The organism is Falsiroseomonas sp. E2-1-a20, assembly GCF_051433195.1.
Lineage (GTDB): Bacteria > Pseudomonadota > Alphaproteobacteria > Acetobacterales > Acetobacteraceae > Falsiroseomonas.
Genome location: NZ_JBHMFT010000004.1, coordinates 204338 through 223825 on the forward strand (window position 1 = coordinate 204338; position 19488 = coordinate 223825).

Annotated in this window: 20 protein-coding genes; 6 read left to right on the plus strand and 14 right to left on the minus strand. The window is 70.9% G+C overall.

Annotated features, from left to right (window positions below; genetic code table 11):
• Positions 1-533: 533 nt before the first annotated feature.
• The gene (locus ACFHPP_RS07540; protein ID WP_437162649.1) at positions 534-1226 is read left to right on the plus strand and encodes a ribonuclease activity regulator RraA; all 693 of its coding nucleotides are present in this window, start codon (positions 534-536) and stop codon (positions 1224-1226) included.
• A 15-nt stretch (positions 1227-1241) separates the two neighbouring features.
• Here the strand turns inward: ACFHPP_RS07540 and ACFHPP_RS07545 are convergent, their stop codons facing one another.
• From ACFHPP_RS07545 to ACFHPP_RS07570, 6 genes are all read right to left on the minus strand, one after another.
• Entirely contained in the window at positions 1242-2354 is a 1113-nt protein-coding gene (locus tag ACFHPP_RS07545; RefSeq protein ID WP_437162650.1) for an NADH:flavin oxidoreductase/NADH oxidase, read from the minus strand.
• Positions 2351-3178, minus strand: coding sequence for a DUF2272 domain-containing protein (locus ACFHPP_RS07550; protein WP_437162651.1), 828 nt, complete (start codon positions 3176-3178; stop codon positions 2351-2353). Before ACFHPP_RS07550 ends, ACFHPP_RS07545 begins: the two co-directional genes overlap by 4 nt.
• Positions 3175-5091, minus strand: a complete 1917-nt coding sequence (locus ACFHPP_RS07555) for a hypothetical protein (RefSeq protein WP_437162652.1) — start codon at positions 5089-5091, stop codon at positions 3175-3177. Before ACFHPP_RS07555 ends, ACFHPP_RS07550 begins: the two co-directional genes overlap by 4 nt.
• A 97-nt stretch (positions 5092-5188) precedes the next feature.
• Complete coding sequence (locus ACFHPP_RS07560) at positions 5189-6589, minus strand: NAD(P)H-dependent flavin oxidoreductase (RefSeq protein WP_437162653.1); 1401 nt, start codon at positions 6587-6589, stop codon at positions 5189-5191.
• Positions 6590-6708: 119 nt separating this feature from the next.
• A complete protein-coding gene (gene pnp / locus ACFHPP_RS07565; RefSeq protein ID WP_437162654.1) occupies positions 6709-8958 on the minus strand; it encodes a polyribonucleotide nucleotidyltransferase in 2250 nt (749 codons plus the stop codon).
• 370 nt (positions 8959-9328) lie between these two features.
• Positions 9329-9970 (minus strand): LolA family protein, encoded by a 642-nt coding sequence (locus ACFHPP_RS07570; RefSeq protein ID WP_437162655.1) that lies wholly within the window; start codon positions 9968-9970, stop codon positions 9329-9331.
• Positions 9971-10120: 150 nt separating this feature from the next.
• On the opposite strand from ACFHPP_RS07570, the gene ACFHPP_RS07575 reads away from it, so the two are divergent.
• Together ACFHPP_RS07575 and ACFHPP_RS07580 are read left to right on the plus strand one after the other, a co-directional pair.
• On the plus strand, positions 10121-10387 hold the full coding sequence (locus ACFHPP_RS07575) for a hypothetical protein (protein ID WP_437162656.1): 267 nt from the start codon (positions 10121-10123) through the stop codon (positions 10385-10387).
• A gap of 71 nt (positions 10388-10458) precedes the next feature.
• On the plus strand, positions 10459-11247 hold the full coding sequence (locus tag ACFHPP_RS07580) for a hypothetical protein (protein WP_437162657.1): 789 nt from the start codon (positions 10459-10461) through the stop codon (positions 11245-11247).
• Between the two features lie 20 nt (positions 11248-11267).
• On the opposite strand, the gene ACFHPP_RS07585 is transcribed toward ACFHPP_RS07580, so the two are convergent.
• Positions 11268-11483 carry a hypothetical protein gene (locus tag ACFHPP_RS07585; protein WP_437162658.1) on the minus strand — a complete coding sequence of 72 codons (216 nt, stop codon included), beginning with the start codon at positions 11481-11483 and terminating at the stop codon, positions 11268-11270.
• Positions 11484-11609: 126 nt separating this feature from the next.
• Here ACFHPP_RS07585 and ACFHPP_RS07590 point away from each other — a divergent pair, with 126 nt between their 5' ends.
• The 3 genes from ACFHPP_RS07590 (at position 11610) to ACFHPP_RS07600 (ending at position 14854) form a co-directional block, all read left to right on the plus strand.
• A complete protein-coding gene (locus ACFHPP_RS07590) occupies positions 11610-12872 on the plus strand; it encodes a putative DNA modification/repair radical SAM protein (RefSeq protein WP_437162659.1) in 1263 nt (420 codons plus the stop codon).
• Positions 12872-14350, plus strand: a complete 1479-nt coding sequence (locus ACFHPP_RS07595; protein ID WP_437162660.1) for a UdgX family uracil-DNA binding protein — start codon at positions 12872-12874, stop codon at positions 14348-14350. Before ACFHPP_RS07590 ends, ACFHPP_RS07595 begins: the two co-directional genes overlap by 1 nt.
• Positions 14351-14452: 102 nt before the next feature.
• On the plus strand, positions 14453-14854 hold the full coding sequence (locus ACFHPP_RS07600) for a hypothetical protein (protein WP_437162661.1): 402 nt from the start codon (positions 14453-14455) through the stop codon (positions 14852-14854).
• A 12-nt stretch (positions 14855-14866) separates the two neighbouring features.
• On the opposite strand, the gene ACFHPP_RS07605 is transcribed toward ACFHPP_RS07600, so the two are convergent.
• The 7 genes from ACFHPP_RS07605 to rbfA form a co-directional block, all read right to left on the minus strand.
• Entirely contained in the window at positions 14867-15712 is an 846-nt protein-coding gene (locus tag ACFHPP_RS07605) for a SirB1 family protein (protein ID WP_437162662.1), read from the minus strand.
• 3 nt (positions 15713-15715) lie between these two features.
• A complete protein-coding gene (locus tag ACFHPP_RS07610) occupies positions 15716-16102 on the minus strand; it encodes a histidine triad nucleotide-binding protein (protein ID WP_430668404.1) in 387 nt (128 codons plus the stop codon).
• A gap of 82 nt (positions 16103-16184) precedes the next feature.
• The gene (locus tag ACFHPP_RS07615; protein WP_437162663.1) at positions 16185-16796 is read right to left on the minus strand and encodes a phosphoribosyl-ATP diphosphatase; all 612 of its coding nucleotides are present in this window, start codon (positions 16794-16796) and stop codon (positions 16185-16187) included.
• Positions 16797-17567 carry an imidazole glycerol phosphate synthase subunit HisF gene (hisF, locus tag ACFHPP_RS07620; RefSeq protein WP_437162664.1) on the minus strand — a complete coding sequence of 257 codons (771 nt, stop codon included), beginning with the start codon at positions 17565-17567 and terminating at the stop codon, positions 16797-16799.
• Between the two features lie 59 nt (positions 17568-17626).
• Positions 17627-17938 (minus strand): 30S ribosomal protein S15, encoded by a 312-nt coding sequence (rpsO, locus tag ACFHPP_RS07625; RefSeq protein WP_437162665.1) that lies wholly within the window; start codon positions 17936-17938, stop codon positions 17627-17629.
• Positions 17939-17960: 22 nt separating this feature from the next.
• Complete coding sequence (truB, locus tag ACFHPP_RS07630) at positions 17961-18947, minus strand: tRNA pseudouridine(55) synthase TruB (protein ID WP_437162666.1); 987 nt, start codon at positions 18945-18947, stop codon at positions 17961-17963.
• The gene (gene rbfA / locus ACFHPP_RS07635) at positions 18944-19444 is read right to left on the minus strand and encodes a 30S ribosome-binding factor RbfA (protein WP_437162667.1); all 501 of its coding nucleotides are present in this window, start codon (positions 19442-19444) and stop codon (positions 18944-18946) included. The genes truB and rbfA overlap by 4 nt, the downstream gene beginning before the upstream one ends.
• Positions 19445-19488 lie beyond the last annotated feature (44 nt).

Below are 19488 nucleotides of genomic sequence, written 5' to 3' on the forward strand. Positions count from 1 at the left end.
CGCGGCAACGGGGGCCGCCGCACGCTTCGGCGCGCGGGACGGACGGGCGGCAGCCGATGCCGGGCGCTGCGCCGCCAATCAACCGACTCCCAAATCGATGGCAACGGAATGGCTGAAACGGCCCGACCGGGCGTCCAAGGACAGCATGTCCATAGGATTTCTCCTTCATTTTCGGTACGATGAGGCTCAGGATGAGTTGTATCGCGTGAGCAGATCGCGAATTGCGATTGGCGCCATTCCAATTCAGGGCGCCGTTCATCGTCACTGGTTGACATGAATCTACGAGAATTGGGAATTTCTGTCAAAAGGCATTATATTTCAGGAACTACAAACACTTCTGCTTTCAGGGGCGATGGCGTTCGTTGGGGCAAGGCAGCGGTTCTGGCAGCCACGCCGCCGTCTCCTGGCAGCGCGAACGACCGCCGGCGGGATTCGTTCCGTCGCCTTGTGCAATTGTCACGGGGGAGAGGTCATCTGGACGCAAGCCCACCACTGCGCTTCAAGCGCTGGGCATCAGGACGGAAGACAGCCCCATGGACGCATCGGTGAAGGACGCCCTGATGGGCGTCACCACGGCCACCCTCACCACCGTGCTGCTGAAGAAGGGCGTGCGCTTCTGCTACGTCGCCGCGGCCCGGCCGATCGTCCCGGGCCCGACGCGCCGCATCGTCGGCCCGGCCTTCACCCTGCGCTTCACCCCGACCCGTGAAGATCTGGCGACGGTGGAAAGCTGGTCCTCCCCCACCTCCACCCGCGCCGCGATCGAGGCGATGCCGGAGGGCTGCGTCGCCATCGCGGATGCCATGGGCAACACCCAGGCCGGCATCTTCGGCGACATCCTGTGCGCCCGCATGGCGAAGCGCGGTGTCGCCGGGCTGGTGACGGATGGCATGGTACGGGATGGCGCCGGCGTCATCGGCACCGGGCTGCCGGTGTTCTGCCAGGGCTACGTGGCGCCGGCCTCCGTCGCCGCGTTGAACTTCGTCGGCTGGCAGGAGACCATCGGCTGCGGCGGCGTCACCGTGGTGCCGGGGGATATCGTGGTGGCGGACCAGGACGGCGCCGTCATCATCCCGGCGGCGCTGCTGGATGCGGTGACCGAGGCGGCGGTGGAACAGGAGAGGCTGGAGGCCTGGATCATGGGCGAGGTCGAGAAGGGCCTCGCCCTGCCGGGGCTATATCCGCCGAATGCGGAGACCAGGGCGCGCTACGAGAAGAGCCGGTAGCGCGCCCTCGGGCCCTTAGAGCGCCGGCATCGGCTCGCCGGTCTCGGCGCGCATCGCCATGCGGGCGATGGTGCCCCAGGCGCGGTCGTATTGCGGCGGGCTGCGCACCGCATCCACGCGGCCGAGCGCCACGGCGGCGCGCATCGGCCAGTACGGGTCGCGCAGCGTGGCGCGGGCCAGCAGCACCAGGTCGGCGCGGCCCTCGGTGATGATGGCCTGCGCCTGCTCCGGCTCCGTGATCAGGCCGACGGCCGCCACCAGCACGCCCGCACCGCGCTTCACCGCCTCCGCCCCCGGCACCTGGTAGCCCGGGCCGAGCACGATCTTCTGGGCCGGGTCGATGCCGCCGGAGGAGACGTCGATCATGTCGACCCCCGCCGCCTGCATTCGCCGCGCCAGTTCCACGGATTCCTCCGTCGTCCAGCCGCCCTCCAGCCAGTCGGTATGCGAAATGCGGAGCAATAGAGGAAAACCCTCGCCAACTGCTTCCCGTACCGCCCTGGCGACGGCCAGCGGCAGCCGCGTGCGGCCCTCGAAGTCGCCGCCCCAGCGGTCGTTGCGGGTGTTGGAGATGGGCGAGAGGAACTGGTGCAGCAGGTAGCCATGCGCGCCGTGCAGCTCGATCAACTTCCAGCCGGCCTGCACCGCCCGCCGGGCGGTGGCCGCGAAGGCGGCGGGGATGGCGAGGATTTCCTCCTCCGTCATCGGCCGCGGCGCGGCGAAATGGCCCATCGGGAGGTTGGAGGCGGAGACGATCTCCCACCCCGGATCGGCCGGCGCATCAATCCAGGCCGGCGCCCGGCTGGCCTTGCGGCCGGCATGGGCGATCTGGATCGCCGGCACCGCCCCGGCGCGCTCGATGGCACTGGCCAGCCGCGCATGGCCGGCGATCTGCCCATCCTCCCACAGCCCGAGGTCGCCCGGCGTGATGCGGCCCTCGGCGGTCACCGCGGTGGCCTCCGCCATCACCATCCCGGCGCCGCCGATGGCGCGCTGCAGCAGGTGCGCCAGGTGCCAGTCGGTCGGGCGGCCATCGTCGTCGCAGCAATACTGGCACATCGGCGAGATGCCGATGCGGTTCGCCAGGGTCACGCCACGGATGGTCAGGGGGGAGAACAGGTCGGTCATCGGGTCGGGGTATCCTGTGCGATCGCCAGGGGTGAGTAGCCAAAAGGCGGCAGCCGCCCAAGCCGGCTTTCCATCACCAGCAGGACAGGGGTCTGCCCCGGCGGCGCCTGGGCCAGCAGGCCGGCGGCATCGGCGGGGTAGCGCGTCATCGTCACGGCGTCGGAGACGTTGCCGCCCACCACCTCCACCACGCCTGGCGCCACGCCGGTCACGATGTCGCAGTGCATCGGGCGCGGCCGGCCGGTCTCGGCCAGACGGTCACGCCACTGCGCCAGCTTCACCCGGCTGCGGTCGAAGCAGACCAGGTCGCCGGGCCGCGGCGCATGTTCCGCGGGCTCGCGTGGCAGGAAGGGCGCGAGGGTGGGGAAGTGCCGCGCATCGGCGATCAGCGCATCGAGGTAGAGGGAATGCGTCGCGTTCGGCGGAAACTCCCGCGCATCCACGCCGGCGCTGCGGAACACCCAGGAGATGAAGGCCGCCGACCAGGCCGGTTCGGACCATAGTTCCGCGCCCGCGGCCCCGGCCAGGGCGGTCAGATACAGCGGGCGGTTGTCGCGGATGGCGCCCTCGTCATCCTCCACCGCGCGCCAGTAGGCCAGGACGCGCGGAAAATTCGCCGGTGCGGATTCGGCGGGCGGTGCCTCGGCCGCCGGCGTCCAGGCCTGCCGCACCGGGCTGCCCCAGTCGCGCCATTCGCCCAGGGCCAGCCGCACCACGCGCTGCGCGGCGGCCGGCGGGTAGGGCAGCGGCGGCTGCGGCGGCGGTGCGGGCGCGGCGCAGCCGGCCAGAAGGACCAGCGCTGCAGCCCATGCAGGCGCCTTCAAGCCGCCACCGGCACCAGCCGCAGGATCGTCGCATCCGGCGCCATCAGCCCCAGCACCAGCGCGGCCTGCCCGGCCGGATTCGCCGGGCCGCCGAGGGGCGAGGACGCCACCTCCAGCGCCGCTCCGGCGGGCCGCACCAGGGGGCGCAGCAGCGCCAGCGCGTGGCGGTGCAGCGCCTGGGCATGCGCCAGGGCCTCGGCCGGCACGGTGCCGGGCCGGACCTCATCGGCCAGCAATACCGCCCCAAGCGCGCGTGCCATCAGCCCGATGGCCAGCGCGTAATCCTGCTGTGGCATCGCGCCGGCGCCGACCAGGGCCAGGGCCTCCACCGTGCTGCTGCGCAGGCCCTCGGACAGCGTCACCGGGCCGGGCTGCACCGCGGCCAGCGCGCGCGCGATCGGCCCGGCCAGCACGGCCGGTTCGAAATACGGCACCGCGCGGGCCAGGGCGAGCAGCATCACCGCGTGATCGGCCAGCGGTGCCGGGGGCTCGCCCCGCCCCTGGAAACGGCCATCCGGGGTCTGCAAAGCCAGGACCTGCTGCAGGAGAGGCCCGAAAGGTTCCGCGCTGCTGCCGGCCCGCATCCGCGCTTCCGTTGCCAGCATCGCGTGGCCGAGGTCCACCGGCTTCGCCTGGCCGGCCATCAGGGCCGCAAGCTCCCGGTCGAACCAGGCTTCCAGCGCCGCGACACGCGCGGCGGGGGGCGGCGCGCGGTAGGCGCCGTGCGCCGTCATCAGCAACTGGGTCGCCACCGCGTTCAGCGCCACCCCGCTCGGCGGCATCGCCTCCAGGTCCAGCCCCAGCACCGAGTCGCCAGCCTGGGCCGCGAGCGCCATGGCGGAGGCCACGGAATCCGGTGCGCCGCCGGCGGTCAGCAGGCGATCCTCCCGCACCTCGACGGAGGCGCCGCCTGCCAGAGCGTGTGGACCGTGCCGCAGGATCACCCAGTGCAATGCACCGGCGCGCTGCGCGACCGCCTTCACCGACATCACCCCGTCGGCGGCGGCCGGGCGGACGTGCAGCACCGGAGCCTGCGCCGGCCAACCCGTGCGGCCCAGCGCGACATGCGGCACGGGCTTCCCATCCGACCAGACGCTCAATCCGGGCAGCTTCGGCACGCCGATGTCGCGCCAGGCCATGGCGCCCGCCGGACCCGCGCCCACCATCCCTTCCGCCATGGCGGTGCCCCCGCCGCCCAACTGGTCCACCGCGGTGGTCAGCCGCAGCTGGCGGATGCGACGGCGCGGCGCCGCGGTGAAGGTCACGGAAAGCCGGAGCAGCGGCGAGCCAGCCAGGATCTCGTACTGGTAGCGCAGCGTGCCGGCTTCCACCTGGCGCGGCCGGAACCACCCGGCCGTTCCCATGATGCGGCTTTCATGCATCAGCACGACGCCGTCGGTCGTCCGGCGCAGGGCGAAATGCGTGATGGTGTTCTCGGCATCGACGCCGTTGCGATGGCGGTCGAGGCGGAATTCCACCAGGTTGCCGGTGTGCATCACCTCCGCTGGCGGCTGCGATCCGCCCCGCGGTTCCTGGCGCACCACCCCGGCCGACAGGTCGCCGGTGAAGCGGTGGAAGGGGGTCAGGATCTCGAAGTCGCCGAGGTTCTCACGCAGCACCTCGATCCCACCGGCCGCGGCGCGCCGGCAGGGCAGCGGTGCGTCGGCCATGGCCATGACGAAATCCAGGATGCCATCGGCAAAGGCCGGGTCGGCGTCGCGGATCTCGGGCTGCGCGAGCAACTCGGCAACCAGGGCGTTGGCGGGCGCTGCGCAGAAGCTGCCACCTGCCGCACTGGCGCCTTCGGCCAGGGCGACCAGGCGGCGTTTGCCCACCACCAGGTCCCGCAGCAGCGCGTCGCGGAGATGGGCCACCAGGCGGTCACGGTCCAGCGCGTGCAGCAGGTTTCGCATGGCGTGCAGTCAGGCTCCCGAAATCGCGAGCAGGATACCGCCATGCGGGGGCGCACGGGAAGGGCGGCCGTGTATTGGCCGCCCCGGAAGCGGGCGCTCAGCGCCCGGTCAGGATACGCTCCACAAGCTGCTTGGCCGTCGGGACGAACCCGTTGGAGTAGAAGGGATCGCTGCCGAAGCGGTAGGCGTTGTGGCCGGCGAACATCAGGTTGCGCTCCAGCGCCCCGTCATGGGCGATGTCCTGCAGGGTCTTCTGGATGCAGAAGCTGCGCGGGTCCGCCTTCTTGCCGGTCGAATAGTCGGGCTCGACCTGCGCCCAGTTCGAGAAGCGGCAGTGGCTGAGGCAGCCCATGCAGTCGACCTGGTCCTTGACGATCTCGGCCAGCTTCTCCGGCGTCACGAAGATCAGCGTGTTGTCCGGCGTGCGCATCGCCTCGACGAAGCCATCCGCCTCCCACTGCCTGGCGCGGGCCAGGTCGTGCGGCGTCAGGTAGACGAGGCGCTTGCGCGGGCCGACACCGAAGGGTGCCACATGGTCGCCCACCGGCTCCGACGAATAGGCCACCTGGCGCTCGTTCCGTTCCTCGAGCTCGTGCAGGAACTCGTTGCGGACGGCGCTGGAATAGAAGCCGGTGGGGGAGAAGGGCTGCAGCGAGACGTCGCCCGGCTTCAGGGTCAGCAGGCGCTGCTTCCAGGCTTCCGAGATCGGGCTTTCCTGGGTCAGCAGCGGGCGGGTGCCGAACTGGAAGGCGATCGGGCCGAGATCGGGATTGTCGATCCAGTCCTCCCACTCCTCCAGCCACCAGACGCCGCCGGCCATGATGATCGGCACGTCGCCCAGGCCGAATTCGCGCATCTGCTGGCGCAGCTTGAGGACGCGGGGGAACGGGTCCTCCGGCTTCTTCGGGTCTTCCGAATTGGACAGGCCGTTATGGCCGCCGGCCAGCCAGGGGTCCTCGTAGACCACGCCGCCGAGCCATTCCCGCGTCTTGGAGTAGGCGCGCTTCCACAGCGCGCTGAAGGCGCGGGCGGAGGAGATGATGGGGTAGTAGTGCACGCCGTAGTCGCGCGCGATGTCGGCCAGGCGGTAGGGCATGCCGGCGCCGCAGGTGACGCCATGCACCAGGCCCTTGGCGCCTTCCAGGATGCCGCGGGCCACGCGTTCCGCCCCACCCATTTCCCACAGGATGTTGGTGTGGATGCGGCCGACGCCACCCGAGCGTTCATGCGCTTCCCGGGCCTGGGCAATGCCGCCGGCGATGCCGTAGGCCACCAGTTCCTCGTGCCGGTCGAGCCGGGTGCGGCCGTGATAGACCTGCCGGATGACGTTGCCTTCGGCATCGTAGCTGTCGGCGTTGACGGCCGAGAAGGTGCCGACGCCGCCGCCGGAAGCCCAGCCGCCGCAGGTCGCGCCGTTGGAGACCGCAACGCCCTTGCCGCCCTCGATCAGCGGCAGGACATCGACGCCACCCATGCGAATCGGGTTGATCGCCTTCAATTTTTTCGGGCTCCGCGAACTGTACGTTGCGCCGTCACCCCTGGGTGCACGGCGCATGACTGTAATATGGCGACACATATGCCGCAGGGGAGGGGGCCCCTGCGGATTCAGCTGTGGGATTACTCCGCGGCGCCTTCGCGGCGCGGGCGGAACCCACGCTCGCCGCCGTCGCGCCGGGCGCGCTCGCCGCGCGGCCGGTCGCCACCGCGATCAGCACCGCCACCATTCTCGCCCTCCTCGCGCGGCCGGCGGGCGCCGACCTGCTCGGAGATGTCGGCGCCGGTCGCCTGGTCCACCATGCGCATGGAGAGCTTGACCTTGCCGCGGTCGTCGAAGCCGATGACCTTCACCTTCACCGCATCGCCGTCCTTGACCACATCGGTGGTCTTCTGGACGCGCTCGTTCTGCAGTTCGGAGATGTGGACCAGGCCGTCCTTGGCGCCGAGGAAGTTCACGAAGGCGCCGAACTCGGCGGTCTTCACCACCTTGCCATTGTAGATCTTGTTGATCTCCGGCTCGGCGACGATGCCCATGATCCGGTCGATGGCCTTCTGGGCCGCCTCGATCGTCGTCGCCGCCACCTTGATGGTGCCGTCGTCGTCGATGTCGATCTTGGTGCCGGTCTGCTCGGTGATTTCCCGGATGACCTTGCCGCCACTGCCGATCACATCCCGGATCTTGTCCTTGTTGATGTTGATGACCGTGATGCGGGGCGCCGTGGCGGCGACATCACCGCGGGCGCCCGAAAGGCCCTTGGCCATCTCGCCCAGGATGTGCAGGCGGCCGTCCTTGGCCTGGCCCAGGGCGATCTTCATGATGTCGAAGGTGATGGACGTGATCTTGATGTCCATCTGCAGCGCGGTGATTCCGTTCTCGGAGCCCGCCACCTTGAAGTCCATGTCGCCCAGGTGGTCTTCGTCACCCAGGATGTCGGACAGCACGGCGAAGCCGCGGTCTTCCTTGATCAGGCCCATGGCGATGCCGGCGCAGGGGCGCTTCAGCGGCGCGCCGGCGTCCATCAGCGCGAGCGAGGTGCCGCAGACGGTGGCCATGGAGGAGGAGCCGTTGGACTCCGTGATCTCGGACACGACGCGCATCGTGTAGGGGAACTTGTCCTTCTCCGGCAGCAGCGGGTGCAGCGCGCGCCAAGCCAGCTTGCCGTGGCCGATTTCCCGGCGGCCGGGCGAGCCCATGCGGCCGGTCTCGTTCACCGAGTACGGAGGGAAGTTGTAGTGCAGCATGAAGTTCTCGCGGTACTCGCCCGCGAGGGCATCGATGACCTGCTCGTCCTGGCCGGTGCCGAGGGTCGCGACGCACAGCGCCTGCGTCTCGCCGCGGGTGAACAGCGCGGAGCCGTGGGCGCGCGGCAGGATGCCGACCTCGGCCACGATCGGGCGCACGGTCTTGGTGTCGCGGCCGTCGATGCGCATGCCGGTGTCGAGGATGGAGTTGCGCACGACGTCGGCCTCGAGGTCCTTGAGCAGGCCCTTGGCGGCGCCTGCATCCAGGCCCTCGGCCTCCAGCGCCGCGACCACCTGCTTCTTCACCGCGGAAACATTGCCCTGGCGGAGCAGCTTCTGCGTCTCCTTGTAGGCCTCGGCCATCGGCGCGCGGCCGAGTTCGGAGATACGGGCCTTCAGCGTCTTCACGCTGTCGGCTTCCTCCGGCAGGGCCCAGGGCTCCTTGGCGGCGACCTCGGCCAGCTCGATGATCCCCTGGATCACCGCCTGGAACGACTTGTGGCCGAATTCCACGGCGCCGAGCATGACGTCCTCGGACAGCTCCTGCGCTTCCGATTCCACCATCAGCACGCCCTCGGCGGTGCCGGCGACCATCAGGTCGAGCTGCGACTGCTGCAGCTGCGCGGCGGTCGGGTTCAGCACGTAGCCGCCATCGATGTAGGCGACGCGGGCGCCGGCGACCGGGCCGAAGAAGGGAATGCCGGACAGGGTCAGCGCGGCGGAGCAGCCGACCAGCGCCACCACATCCGGGTTGTTCTCCAGGTCATGCGACAGCACGGTCGCGACCACCTGGACCTCGTTGCGGAATCCATCCGGGAACAGCGGGCGCAGCGGGCGGTCGATGAGACGGGAGACGAGCGTCTCGTTCTCGTTCGGGCGGCCTTCGCGCTTGAAGAAGCCGCCCGGGATCTTGCCGGCCGCGAAGGCCTTTTCCTGGTAGTTCACGGTCAGCGGGAAGAAATCCTGGCCGGGCTTCACGGACCGGGCGCCGACCACGGTGCAGAGCACGATGGTGTCGCCGAGGCGGGCCAGCACGGCGCCATCCGCCTGGCGGGCAATCTTGCCGGTCTCCAGCGTCAGAAGCTGGCCGCCCCAGGAGATGTCCTTGCGGAAATACTTGTCGAACATGGATCGTCCTTCTTGGACCCGCCGGATGCGGGGCCACAGCATGTCGCCGTCCACGCGCAGGGCGCAGGGCCGGCCAGAACGCGACGAAGGCGGATGCCCATGAGGCTGACCAGGGATTCGAGCCCGGGAGATGCGCGGCGACTCGGGCGGCATGGGTCCCACCGCGCTTCTGCCCCGATGCCGGGAACGACGCGATGGGGACGGCGCTGAGGGGGCCGCCCATGTGGCCGGAGGCGCCGTCATCGCCCTTCCGGGCGCGGCTGGTCCGCGAGGCATCCGCTGCCATCGCAGCGAAGGTCGCCCCCGGAATCGGGGCCGACCCGGGCCGCCTATGGCATGAAGTGTCCCGAAAGGCCAGCGGAAACCCGTTTCAGCGCCGCGCCTCACCCTCCAGGAAGCGCGGGTCGTTGAAGTCGAACAGGCGGTTTTCCAGCGTCATGCCGGTCTGCACCTCGTACAGCGTCACCCGCGTCTCCCGGCCCTGGGCGTCCAGCACGGTCCATTGCCGCAATTCCATCGGCTGTTCCGCCAGCGCCAGGGTCAGCAGCCCTTCCGCCCGCGCGCCGGTGCGATGCAGCGACACCCGCAGGAAGCCGCCGGAGCGTTCGGTGGCGGTCACGGTGATGTCGCCGGCCAGGCGGATCTCCGGCCGCAGCAGCATGCCGAGCGGGGTGGAGGAGGCCGGCACCGCCGTCGGCTGGCGCAGCTCCCGGTCATACATCAGCACCTGGCCGCCGGAGGCGACCAGCAACAAGGGCTCGGGCGGGTCGTAGTCGAAGCGCATGCGGCCGGGGCGGCTGATCAGCGCGGTGCCCTGGGCGGAGGCGCCGTTCTGCGCCACCTGCAGGAAGCGCGCGCGCAGCGTGCGCAGCCCGTTCAGATAGGCCTCGACCCGCGCGATCGCGGCGCGGTCCAGGTTGCCTTGCGCCGAGGCAAGGCGGGGCGCGACCAGGGGCGCGACCAGGGGCGCGAGCAGGCCGGCGGTGGCCGTGAGCAGGAGGCGTCGGTTCATCCTTCGCACATGGCGCATGCCGGGCGGTGCGGAAAGGGCCGTTGCGGTTAACCCTCTCTCAATCCTCGGTGCGTCTAATGAACCTCGCCGGCCAGGACAGCCGCCCCCGCCCGAGAACCGGGTCTCCCTCCCATCGTCGCGGAGACAGAGATGCCCTTCGATTTCCTGCCGCCCGGCCCGCTGCACCTCGACGCCGCCATCCATGGCGTGCCGCGGCCTGAGCTGGAGGCGCATGTGCTGCAAGGCCTGGCCCCGGCGCAGCGCGCGGCGCTGGCGGAGATCGAGCTGATGCCGGGCGGCCGCATGGTCCACATGGGCGTGGTGTTCGAGCAGGTGGCTTGGCGCGCGATCTTCCGGCAGGCCGGGCAGAAGGTGGCGCGCGGCAGCTTTCCGGTGTGGAACGGCAGCCCCGCCTGAGCTTTGGGAGGGCCGAGGTTCCGCCGCGTCACCGTCCGGCCTACCCTTCGCGTTCCGAAGGAGATGTCCGGATGTTCGAGACCGCCGAAACCCCTGCCTCCCGCATTGCCGGCGCCGCCGCGCTGCTCGCCGATGTCCGCCGTGGCCGCCGCGCGCCGCTGCCGGGCCTGCCGGAGGCGCTGCGCCCGCAGGGCATCGCGGAGGCCGAGGCGATGCAGCTGGCGACCTATGCCGCCCTCGGCTGGTCCATCGGTGGCTGGAAGGTCGGCCGCGCCCAGGGCCGGCCGATCGCGGCGCCGCTGCCCGCAACCGCCCTGGCCCCCGCCGGCGAGGCCACGCTGCACCTGCCGCTCGGCGCCGGGATGGAGTTGGAGGCGGCCTTTCGGCTGACCCGCGCGCTGGACGACGCGGCACTGGCGGCGCTGCGGGTGGAGGATATCCCCGCCATCGCCGACCTCGTGATCCTGTACGAATGGGTGGAAACCCGCTTCGCCGCGGCGCCGCCGGCCAGCGAGCTGGAGAAGCTGGCGGATTGCGTCTCCAACGGCAGTTGCAGCTTCGGCCCGCCCACCGGCGCCTGGAGCTGGGCGGATGTCGAGACGCTGGAGATGCGGCTGAGCGTCGATGGCATCGACGTGGCGCATCACGTCGGGCCGCACCGGTCCATGCCGCTGGCCGAGCTGGTGCTGGGCTGGCGCGACCGCTGCCGCGCCATCGGCCATGCGCCGCCGGCCGGGGAGGTGGTGACGCTTGGCAGCCAGACCGGCCTGCTGCCGGTGCCGGCGGCGGGCGGGCTGCTGGTGGGACACTATGCCGGCCGCGGCAGCCTGACCTGCCGCATCGCCCCGCTCGGAAGCTGAGAGGGCGCCCCTGGGCGGTGCTAGGGGTAGTCGGGGCGGGGCGGCAGCGGCAGGATCGTCGCCTCCAGCCGGTCGGCGGTGCCGGCTATCAGCACCGCCGCCATGGGCTGGTCCGAATCCAGCGCGACCAGGGCGAGCCGGCGCAGCTCCAGAAGGATGGACTCGAGCGAGCGCGCGGCCGGCAGCGGCCCTGCGGCCTCAGGATCAGATTGCTGGTGGTCACCTGGTGAGGACATTTCCAGAATATTGGAGCGGACCTGGCGCGATAGACAAGACTGTAGGTTTTCCGACACCGGGCGGCCTTGCGTCCGTGGCGGAGAACATAATATGAACTGAGACCCTGCCCCAGGATGCCCGCGCCCATGGAGCTTCTCCAGAAACTCGAAATCCTGGCCGATGCGGCGAAGTATGATGCCTCCTGCGCCTCCTCCGGCACCAGCAAGCGCAACAGCCTGAAGGGCGGGATCGGCAGTACCGAGGGCAGCGGCATCTGCCATGCCTATGCGCCGGATGGGCGCTGCATTTCCCTGCTCAAGCTGCTGCTGACCAATGCCTGCGTCTTCGACTGCGCCTACTGCATCAACCGCGCTTCCTCCAACACGCCGCGGGCGCGGTTCACCGTGGAGGAGGTGGTGCAGCTCACGCTCGGCTTCTATCGCCGCAACACGATCGAGGGGCTGTTCCTGTCCTCCGGCATCATCCGCTCGCCGGACTACACCATGGAACAGGTGGTGCGCGTGGCGCGGACCCTGCGGCTGGACCACGGCTTCCGCGGCTACATCCACCTGAAGACCATCCCCGATGCGGCGCCGGAGTTGCTGGCGGAGGCCGGGCTGTACGCCGACCGGCTGTCCATCAACATGGAACTGCCGACCGTCGCCGGGTTGGAATCCCTGGCGCCGGAGAAGAATTTCCGCCGGATCCGGCATGCCATGGCCGGCCTGCGGACGCGGATCGAGGGCTCGCAGGACGAGGTGAAGACCGCCCGCCGCGCGGCGCCGAAGCGCTTCGCGCCGGCCGGGCAGAGCACGCAGATGATCGTCGGCGCCGATGCGGCGGATGACGGCGCGATCCTCGGCACCGCGACGGACCTCTACGCCAGCTACCGGATGCGGCGCGTCTATTATTCAGCTTACAGTCCGATTCCCGACGCATCCCGCCTGCTGCCGCCGGTCGCGCCGCCGCTGGTGCGGGAACACCGGCTGTACCAGGCGGATTGGCTGCTGCGCTTCTACGGCTTCTCCCGCGAGGAGATCATGGCCGGCGGCCAGGACGGCATGCTGGACCTGGAGCTGGACCCGAAGACCGCCTGGGCGCTGCGGTCCCGCCAGGATTTCCCGGTGGACCTGAACCGGGCGCCGCGGGAGGCGCTGCTGCGCGTGCCGGGACTCGGCGCGAAGACGGTGGACCGGCTGCTCGCGGCCCGCCGCCACACCACGCTGCGCGTTGCGGATCTGGGCCGGCTGCGGGTGAAACTGTCAAAAATCCTGCCCTTCGTGGTGCTGTCGGACCATGCGCCGCGCGGGCTGGACAGCCCCGGCCTGCGCCGCCTGCTGCTGCCCGCCACCGGCTTTGCCATGGCCCTGCCCGGTGGCGCCCGCCCGGCGCAGCTTTCGCTGTTCTGATGATCCACCTGGCCACCCTGCCCGGCCCCGCCGATTTCACCGCCTGGCGCCAGGCGGCGCGTGGCCTGGTGGCGGCCGGCATCCCGCCGGAGGCGGTGGAATGGCAGGTGGCGGGCGAGGCCGCGGGGCTGTTCGCGGAGGCGCCGGCGCCGGTCTCCATGGCGCCGCTCGGCGTGCCGCGCGCCTTCGTGGAACAGGCCACCGTCGCCATCCGGCACAGCGATCGCGAACGCTTCGCGCTGTTGTATGGCCTGCTCTGGCGGCTTGTGCAGGGGGAGCGGCACCTGATGCAGATGGCGACCGACCCCGCCATCATCCGGCTTTCCACCCTGGTGAAGGCGGTGCGGCGCGACGCGCACAAGATGCATGCCTTCGTCCGCTTCCGGGAGGTGCAGGCCGAGGACGGCCCGCGCCACGTCGCCTGGTTCGAGCCCGACCACCACATCGAGGAAGCCGAGGCGGATTTCTTCGTCCGGCGCTTCGCCAGCCTGCGCTGGTCCATCGTCACGCCGCGCCGCAGCGTCGCCTGGGACGGGCAGGCGTTGGCCTTTGGCCCCGGTGGCCGCCGCGCCGACGTGCCGCCGGACGACGCCATGGAGCCGCTGTGGCGCGCCTACTACGTCTCCATCTTCAACCCGGCGCGCCTGAAGCCCGGCGCCATGCGGGCCGAGATGCCGCGCAAATACTGGCGCAACCTGCCGGAGGCGGCGGAGATCCCGCGCCTGATGGCGGAGGCCCCGCGCCGGGTGGCGGAGATGGTGGCGCGGGGTGCCTCCGCGCCGAACCCGCGGCCGCAGGACGCCCGGTACCTCGATGCGCATCTTTCGGCGCCGGCCCGCGTTCCGGCGGATATGAGCCTGTTCACCGCCCTCGACGCCCATCCGGACCCCGAGCGCGCCCTGGCCGATCTGCGCCAGGACCTGCTCTCCCGCCCCGACCTGCCGGACTTCGCCGCGCGCGCCACCCAGCCGGTGTTCGGCGAGGGTGCGGTCGGCGCGAAGCTGCTGTTCGTGGGGGAACAGCCTGGGGATGAGGAGGACATCGCCGGCCGTCCCTTCGTCGGCCCGGCCGGACGCCTGCTGGACCGCGCCCTGGAACAGGCCGGCGTGGCGCGGGCCGAGACCTACATGACCAATGCGGTGAAGCACTTCAAATACACGCCCACCGGCAAGCGCCGCCTGCACCAGTCGCCGGACGCCGGCGACATCACCTACTACCGGCCGTTCCTGGCCCGCGAGATCTCGGCGGTGGGGCCGCGCATGGTGGTCGCGCTGGGGGCTTCCGCGCTGCTCGCGGTGACGGGCAGGAAGCTGCCGGTGCTGAAGACGCGCGGGCAGGTGGTGACGGGGCTGACCGGGCATCCGGTGTTTGCCACCGTCCACCCCAGCTACCTGCTGCGGCTGCCCGACCCGGCCCTGCAGGCCGAGGGCTTCTCCGCCTTCGTCGCGGATCTGCGGTCGGCGCACGCCAAGGCCTGATCTATCGCCGGGATCGGCAGCGCCGCATCGACCTGAACGCCCTGCCGGTTCATTCTGCCCCTGCACCGGCAATCGCGCCGGATGAAGGGGAAGCTCTGAACCATGCGCAAGATCATCGCGGCCGCCCTGCTGTGCAGCGGCGTTGCCTCCCTGGCCCCGGCTCAGGCGGTGGCGCAGGCGGCGTATACCTGGAGCGGGCCGACCCTGCTGTCGACGGGCAATACGATGAATGGCTGCCGGCTGCGGACGCCGATGGCGACGCATAACGGCAGCCTCGGCCTCAACAACATTTTCCTGACCGTCCGCAACGACGGCACCGCCCCGGTGCGCATCACCGCCAATGTCGAGCTGTCGGGCAACAACAGCCGGAAATCCACCTCCATCAGCTCCGGCGTGCTGCCGGCCGGGGGGCAGGCCTCGATCCAGACGATGACGCCGGGCGGCTCGACGCGGAACAATACGGTGCTGCGCGTCACCTTCACCAGCTGCGCGCCGGCTGGCTGAGCGCGCGGCGGCTCAGTTCAGCCGCTGGCGCAGCTCCTCCAGCAGCCCGCGTACCCGCAGCGCCTGGACCCCCTCCGGTGCCAGGGTCAGGAAGGTCTCGAGCGCCGCGATGGCGGCGCCGATATGGTCCAGGCGCTGGTGCATCAGCCCGGCCTCCCGCCACAACGGCGCGGCATCCGGGGCGATGCGCAGCATGTCCTCGGTGCAGGCGACGGCGCCGGCCAGGTCGCCGTCGCGCAGGCGGCGCACCTTGATGTTGTTCTGCAGCCGCAGCAGCACGGCGCGGCGGTCCATCGGCGCCAGGCTGGCCGGGCCGAGTTCCGCCTGGTCGCCGGCGAAGCGCTTCAGCGTGGCACGCAGGTCGCGTGCATCCATGGCGGTGCCGCCGGCAAAGACATCCACCACCACCTTGCCGCGTCCGGCCAGGGCCACCAGGAAGTGGCCGGGAAAGTCCACGCCATGCGCCTCCCACCCCGCCGCCTCCGCCGCGTGCAGCCAGAGGATGCCGAGCGCCACCGGCAGGCCGCGGCGCCGTTCGATCACCCGCAGCAGGTTGGCGTTCGCCATGTCCTCATAGGTGTCGCCATCGCCGCCGTAGCCGAAGCGGCCATGGATCACCTCGGCCAGCACGGCGCGGCGGCGGGAGGGATCGCCGGCATCGGCGACCGGGTCGGCGGTCGCGGCCGCCACGGCCTCTCGCGCCAGGGCCGTCAGGTGCTCGGCGCCCGCCCGCCAGTCCAGCGCCGGCGCGTCGATGCGGGCGAGTTGCAGCGCCGCCTGGGCGATGTCGATCTCGGCGTCGGGCAGGCTGCCGATGGCGGCCAGCGCCGCCCGGGCCTCGGCCTCGGCGCCGATCATCCCTCAGCTCCCGGCTTGCGGAACCATGCGGCCGAGCCGGCGGCCGCCGAAGATATGAACATGGAAATGCGGCACCTCCTGCCCGGCATCCTCGCCCATGTTGGACAGGATGCGGTAGCCCTGCTCCTCCAGCCCCAACGCGCGAGCGACGCTGCCGACGGCACGCCAGAAGCCGGCGATTTCGGCGTCTGAGGCGTTCGCGGCAAAATCCGCCTGGCTGACATAGGCGCCCTTCGGGATCACCAGCACATGCACCGGTGCCTGCGGGTTGATGTCGCGGAAGGCCAGCGCGAAGGCATCGTCATGCAGCGTCTGCGCCGGAATCTCGCCGCGCAGGATGCGGGCGAAGATGTTGCCGGGGTCGTAGGGCGGCAGGCCGGTCACGCGCATCGTGGCTCTCCGGTGGATCGCCCCTGTTCTGGCGAGGCGGGGCCGAAGGCGCAAGCGGTACGCGCCACGCGGGCAGGACGGATCAGGGCAGCTTGGTCGTGTTCGCCGCGCGGACCAGTGCCTTCGGCCGGGCGGCCTTTTCCGCGATGCCGGAGATGCCCTGGCGACGGGCGAGTTCGGCCCAGACCTCGGAAGGATCGATGCCGGCATCCACCCAGACGACCACCAGATGATACAGCAGGTCGGCACTTTCCAGCACCGTGGCGGCGCGGTTGCCCAGCGTCGCCTCGATGACGCATTCCACCGCTTCCTCGCCCAGCTTCTGCGCCACCTTCGGCGTGCCGCGCGCCAGCAGGCGGGCGGAGTGGGAGGTGGCGATGTCGCCGGCGGCGCGACGCGCCTCCACCGTGCGCCACAGGATGTCGAGGATGCCGGCCTCGGCGCCGTCCACGGCGAAGGGCGCCAGGGCGCCGTTGCCGGCGGCCAGCGCGCGCGGGCGGGCCAGCCGCTCCGGCACCGGGATCGAGGCCGGGATGGGCAGGGCGGCGGCCACCTTGGCGGATTTGCGCTGCGCCTTGCCCGGCTTCGCCTTCACGGCCTTCACGGCCTTCGTGGGCTTCGCCTTGGCGGGCTTGGCCGCCGGACGCTTGGCAACAGGCGCCTTGCCGGTGCGGGTCTTCGCGGTCTTGGCCATTCAGGTGGACTCCGCCAGGGGCCGCACCGGCAGGCCGGCGGCGTCCAGCGCCGCCTTCGCCTCGCCGATCCGCATCTGGCCGTAGTGGAACACGCTCGCGGCGAGCAGCCCGGTGGCGCCGGCCTGCGCGCCTTCGACGAAGTGCCGCGCCTCCCCCACCCCGCCCGAGGCGACGATGGGCAGACGGACCGCGGCCCGCACAGCGCGCAGCAGGTCCAGGTCGAAGCCGGCGCGGGTGCCGTCGCGGTCCATCGAGGTCAGCAGGATCTCCCCCGCGCCGCGCGCCTCGGCCTGCCGGCACCAATCCACCGCGTCGATGCCGGTGCCGCGCCGGCCGCCATGGGTGAAGACCTCCCACCCACCCTGGCCATTGCCGCGTGCGTCGACGGCGACGACGATGGCCTGGCTGCCGAAGGCCTCCGCGCCACGCGTCACCAGCGCCGGATCGGCGACGGCGGAGGAGTTGATGGAGATCTTGTCGGCGCCGGCCAGCAATAGCCGGCGCATGTCGTCCACATGGCGCACGCCGCCGCCCACGGTCAGCGGGATGAAGACCTGCGATGCGGTGCGGGAGACGACGTCGAGGATGGTGTCGCGGCCCTCATGGCTCGCGCCGATGTCGAGGAAGGTGACCTCGTCCGCGCCTTCGCGGTCGTAGATGCGCGCCTGTTCGACCGGGTCGCCCGCATCGCGCAATTCGAGGAAGTTGACGCCCTTGACCACCCGTCCGTCCTTGACGTCCAGGCAGGGGATCACGCGCAAGGCGAGCACGGGCAGGAACTCCGCAGGTTCGGCGCGGCCGGGGGCGGAACCCCCGGCCGCCGCCGGGATCAGCGACGCAGGCCGAGGCGGCCGATCAGCGTCTCGTAGCGCTTCTGGTCCTTGCGCTTCACGTAGTCCAGCAGGCCACGGCGCTGGCCGACCAGCACGAGCAGGCCGCGCCGGCTGTGGAAATCCTTCGGGTGGGCCTTCAGGTGTTCCGTCAGCATGGTGACGCGGGCGGAGATCAGGGCGACCTGAACCTCCGGGCTACCCGTGTCGCCCGGCTTCGTGGCGTATTCCTTGATCAGCGCCGCGCGGGCGGCGACATCGGTCGCCGAGATGATCTTGGGGGCGGGCTTCGCTTCGGTCGTCGTCGACATCAGATATCCTTCCAGGTCAGGGTTAAGCCACGTTGCGCGACTGTTGCCCGGAATCGAGCTGGATCAGCCGTTCGGGCTGCATCCAACCGCTCTCCAGCCGGCACAGGCCGAGCAGACGCTCCCCCGCCATCGCGCGCAGCAGGCCCCCTTCGGGATCGGCGTTGCGAGGAATCCGTCCCATCAGTTCCACCAGGCTGATCGCCTGGCCCTGATCGAGACGCATGGCCTCCTCCGCCGTGACGGCCAGTGCCGGGATGTCGGCCAGCGCGGTCGTCACCGGGAGCAGGAGGTCCGGGGAAGGGGGAGGCGTATCGCCGGTTCCGACCAGCCTGTCCAGGGGAATTGCATGTTCCTCCCGGAAGGGTCCGACCCGCAGGCGGCGGAGCGCCGTGATGTGGCCGACGGAGCCGACGGCGCGCGCGATGTCGCGGCCGAGGCTGCGCATGTAGACGCCCTTGCCGGATTCGACGTGGAAGACGGCGGTATCGGCATCCGGGCGGGCGATCAGGTCGAAGCGATCGATCCGGGCCGGGCGCGCCGCGATCTCCACCACCTGGCCGTCGCGCGCCAGGTCGTAGGCGCGCTCGCCGCCGATCTTGATGGCGGAATAGGCCGGCGGCACCTGCATGATGTCGCCGCGGAAGGCGGGCAGCGCCGCCTCGATCTCGGCATCGGTCGGGCGGATTTCGCTGGTCGCGGTCACCGCGCCATCGGCATCGTCGGTGTCGCGCGCCTCGCCGAACTTCAGCGTGAAGTGGTAGGTCTTGGTGCCGTCCATGACGTAGGGCACGGTCTTGGTCGCGGCGCCGAAAGCGACCGGCAGCAGCCCGGTGGCCAGCGGGTCCAGCGTGCCGCCGTGGCCTGCCTTCTGCGCATCGAAGGCGCGCTTCACCTTGTTGACCACATCCGTGGAGCCGATGCCGGAGGGCTTGTCCACGATCAGCCAGCCATCGAGGGCGACCCCCTTGGGCTTCTTGCTGCGATGGCGGTGGCGGCTGGGCTGGTTCACGGTTCTTCGGAGTCCTGAGGCGGTTCGGCGGGCTTGCCGAGGTCCTGCTGGACCACCGGAAGCTGCATCACCTTGCTGATGTGCATGGCGTAGTCGAGCGCGGTGTCCGGCTGGAAATGCAGCTCCGGCGCCACCCGCAGGCGCACGGCCTTCGCGACCTGCGTGCGCAGGAAGGGCTGGATGCGCTTCAGCCCGGCGAATTGCGCCGGGGACAGATCCTTGCCCAGGCCGCTGACGAAGGCCGTCATGTGCTTGAGGTCGGGGGAGGCGCGAACCTCCGTCACCGTGACCTTGAGGTCGAACAGGTCGGGGTCGCGGAATTCCTCGCGCGTGAAGACGGCGGAGAGCGCGTGCCGGATTTCCTCCGCCACGCGCAGCTGCCGCTGGCTGGGCCCCTGCGCGCCGCCCTTCTTCGCGGCGGGGCGCGTGGCGCGGTCGATTGCGGAATTGGTATCGCGCCGCGGCGCATCCGCGGCATCGCGGGTCTTGCGAGCCATCTGGGTCAATCCTTCAACGGGAAAGGGCGCGGCGCTGGTGCGCC

Excerpts from the sequence above, each read along its gene's own strand:
- ACFHPP_RS07540 (WP_437162649.1), top strand. The coding sequence starts at position 534 with ATGGACGCATCGGTGAAGGACGCCCTGATGGGCGTCACCACGGCCACC.
- ACFHPP_RS07545 (WP_437162650.1), bottom strand. The coding sequence starts at position 2,354 with ATGACCGACCTGTTCTCCCCCCTGACCATCCGTGGCGTGACCCTGGCG.
- ACFHPP_RS07555 (WP_437162652.1), bottom strand. The coding sequence starts at position 5,091 with ATGCGAAACCTGCTGCACGCGCTGGACCGTGACCGCCTGGTGGCCCAT.
- pnp (WP_437162654.1), bottom strand. The coding sequence starts at position 8,958 with ATGTTCGACAAGTATTTCCGCAAGGACATCTCCTGGGGCGGCCAGCTT.
- ACFHPP_RS07570 (WP_437162655.1), bottom strand. The coding sequence starts at position 9,970 with ATGAACCGACGCCTCCTGCTCACGGCCACCGCCGGCCTGCTCGCGCCC.
- ACFHPP_RS07575 (WP_437162656.1), top strand. The coding sequence starts at position 10,121 with ATGCCCTTCGATTTCCTGCCGCCCGGCCCGCTGCACCTCGACGCCGCC.
- ACFHPP_RS07580 (WP_437162657.1), top strand. The coding sequence starts at position 10,459 with ATGTTCGAGACCGCCGAAACCCCTGCCTCCCGCATTGCCGGCGCCGCC.
- ACFHPP_RS07585 (WP_437162658.1), bottom strand. The coding sequence starts at position 11,483 with ATGTCCTCACCAGGTGACCACCAGCAATCTGATCCTGAGGCCGCAGGG.
- ACFHPP_RS07590 (WP_437162659.1), top strand. The coding sequence starts at position 11,610 with ATGGAGCTTCTCCAGAAACTCGAAATCCTGGCCGATGCGGCGAAGTAT.
- ACFHPP_RS07595 (WP_437162660.1), top strand. The coding sequence starts at position 12,872 with ATGATCCACCTGGCCACCCTGCCCGGCCCCGCCGATTTCACCGCCTGG.
- ACFHPP_RS07600 (WP_437162661.1), top strand. The coding sequence starts at position 14,453 with ATGCGCAAGATCATCGCGGCCGCCCTGCTGTGCAGCGGCGTTGCCTCC.
- ACFHPP_RS07605 (WP_437162662.1), bottom strand. The coding sequence starts at position 15,712 with ATGATCGGCGCCGAGGCCGAGGCCCGGGCGGCGCTGGCCGCCATCGGC.
- ACFHPP_RS07610 (WP_430668404.1), bottom strand. The coding sequence starts at position 16,102 with ATGCGCGTGACCGGCCTGCCGCCCTACGACCCCGGCAACATCTTCGCC.
- ACFHPP_RS07615 (WP_437162663.1), bottom strand. The coding sequence starts at position 16,796 with ATGGCCAAGACCGCGAAGACCCGCACCGGCAAGGCGCCTGTTGCCAAG.
- rpsO (WP_437162665.1), bottom strand. The coding sequence starts at position 17,938 with ATGTCGACGACGACCGAAGCGAAGCCCGCCCCCAAGATCATCTCGGCG.
- rbfA (WP_437162667.1), bottom strand. The coding sequence starts at position 19,444 with ATGGCTCGCAAGACCCGCGATGCCGCGGATGCGCCGCGGCGCGATACC.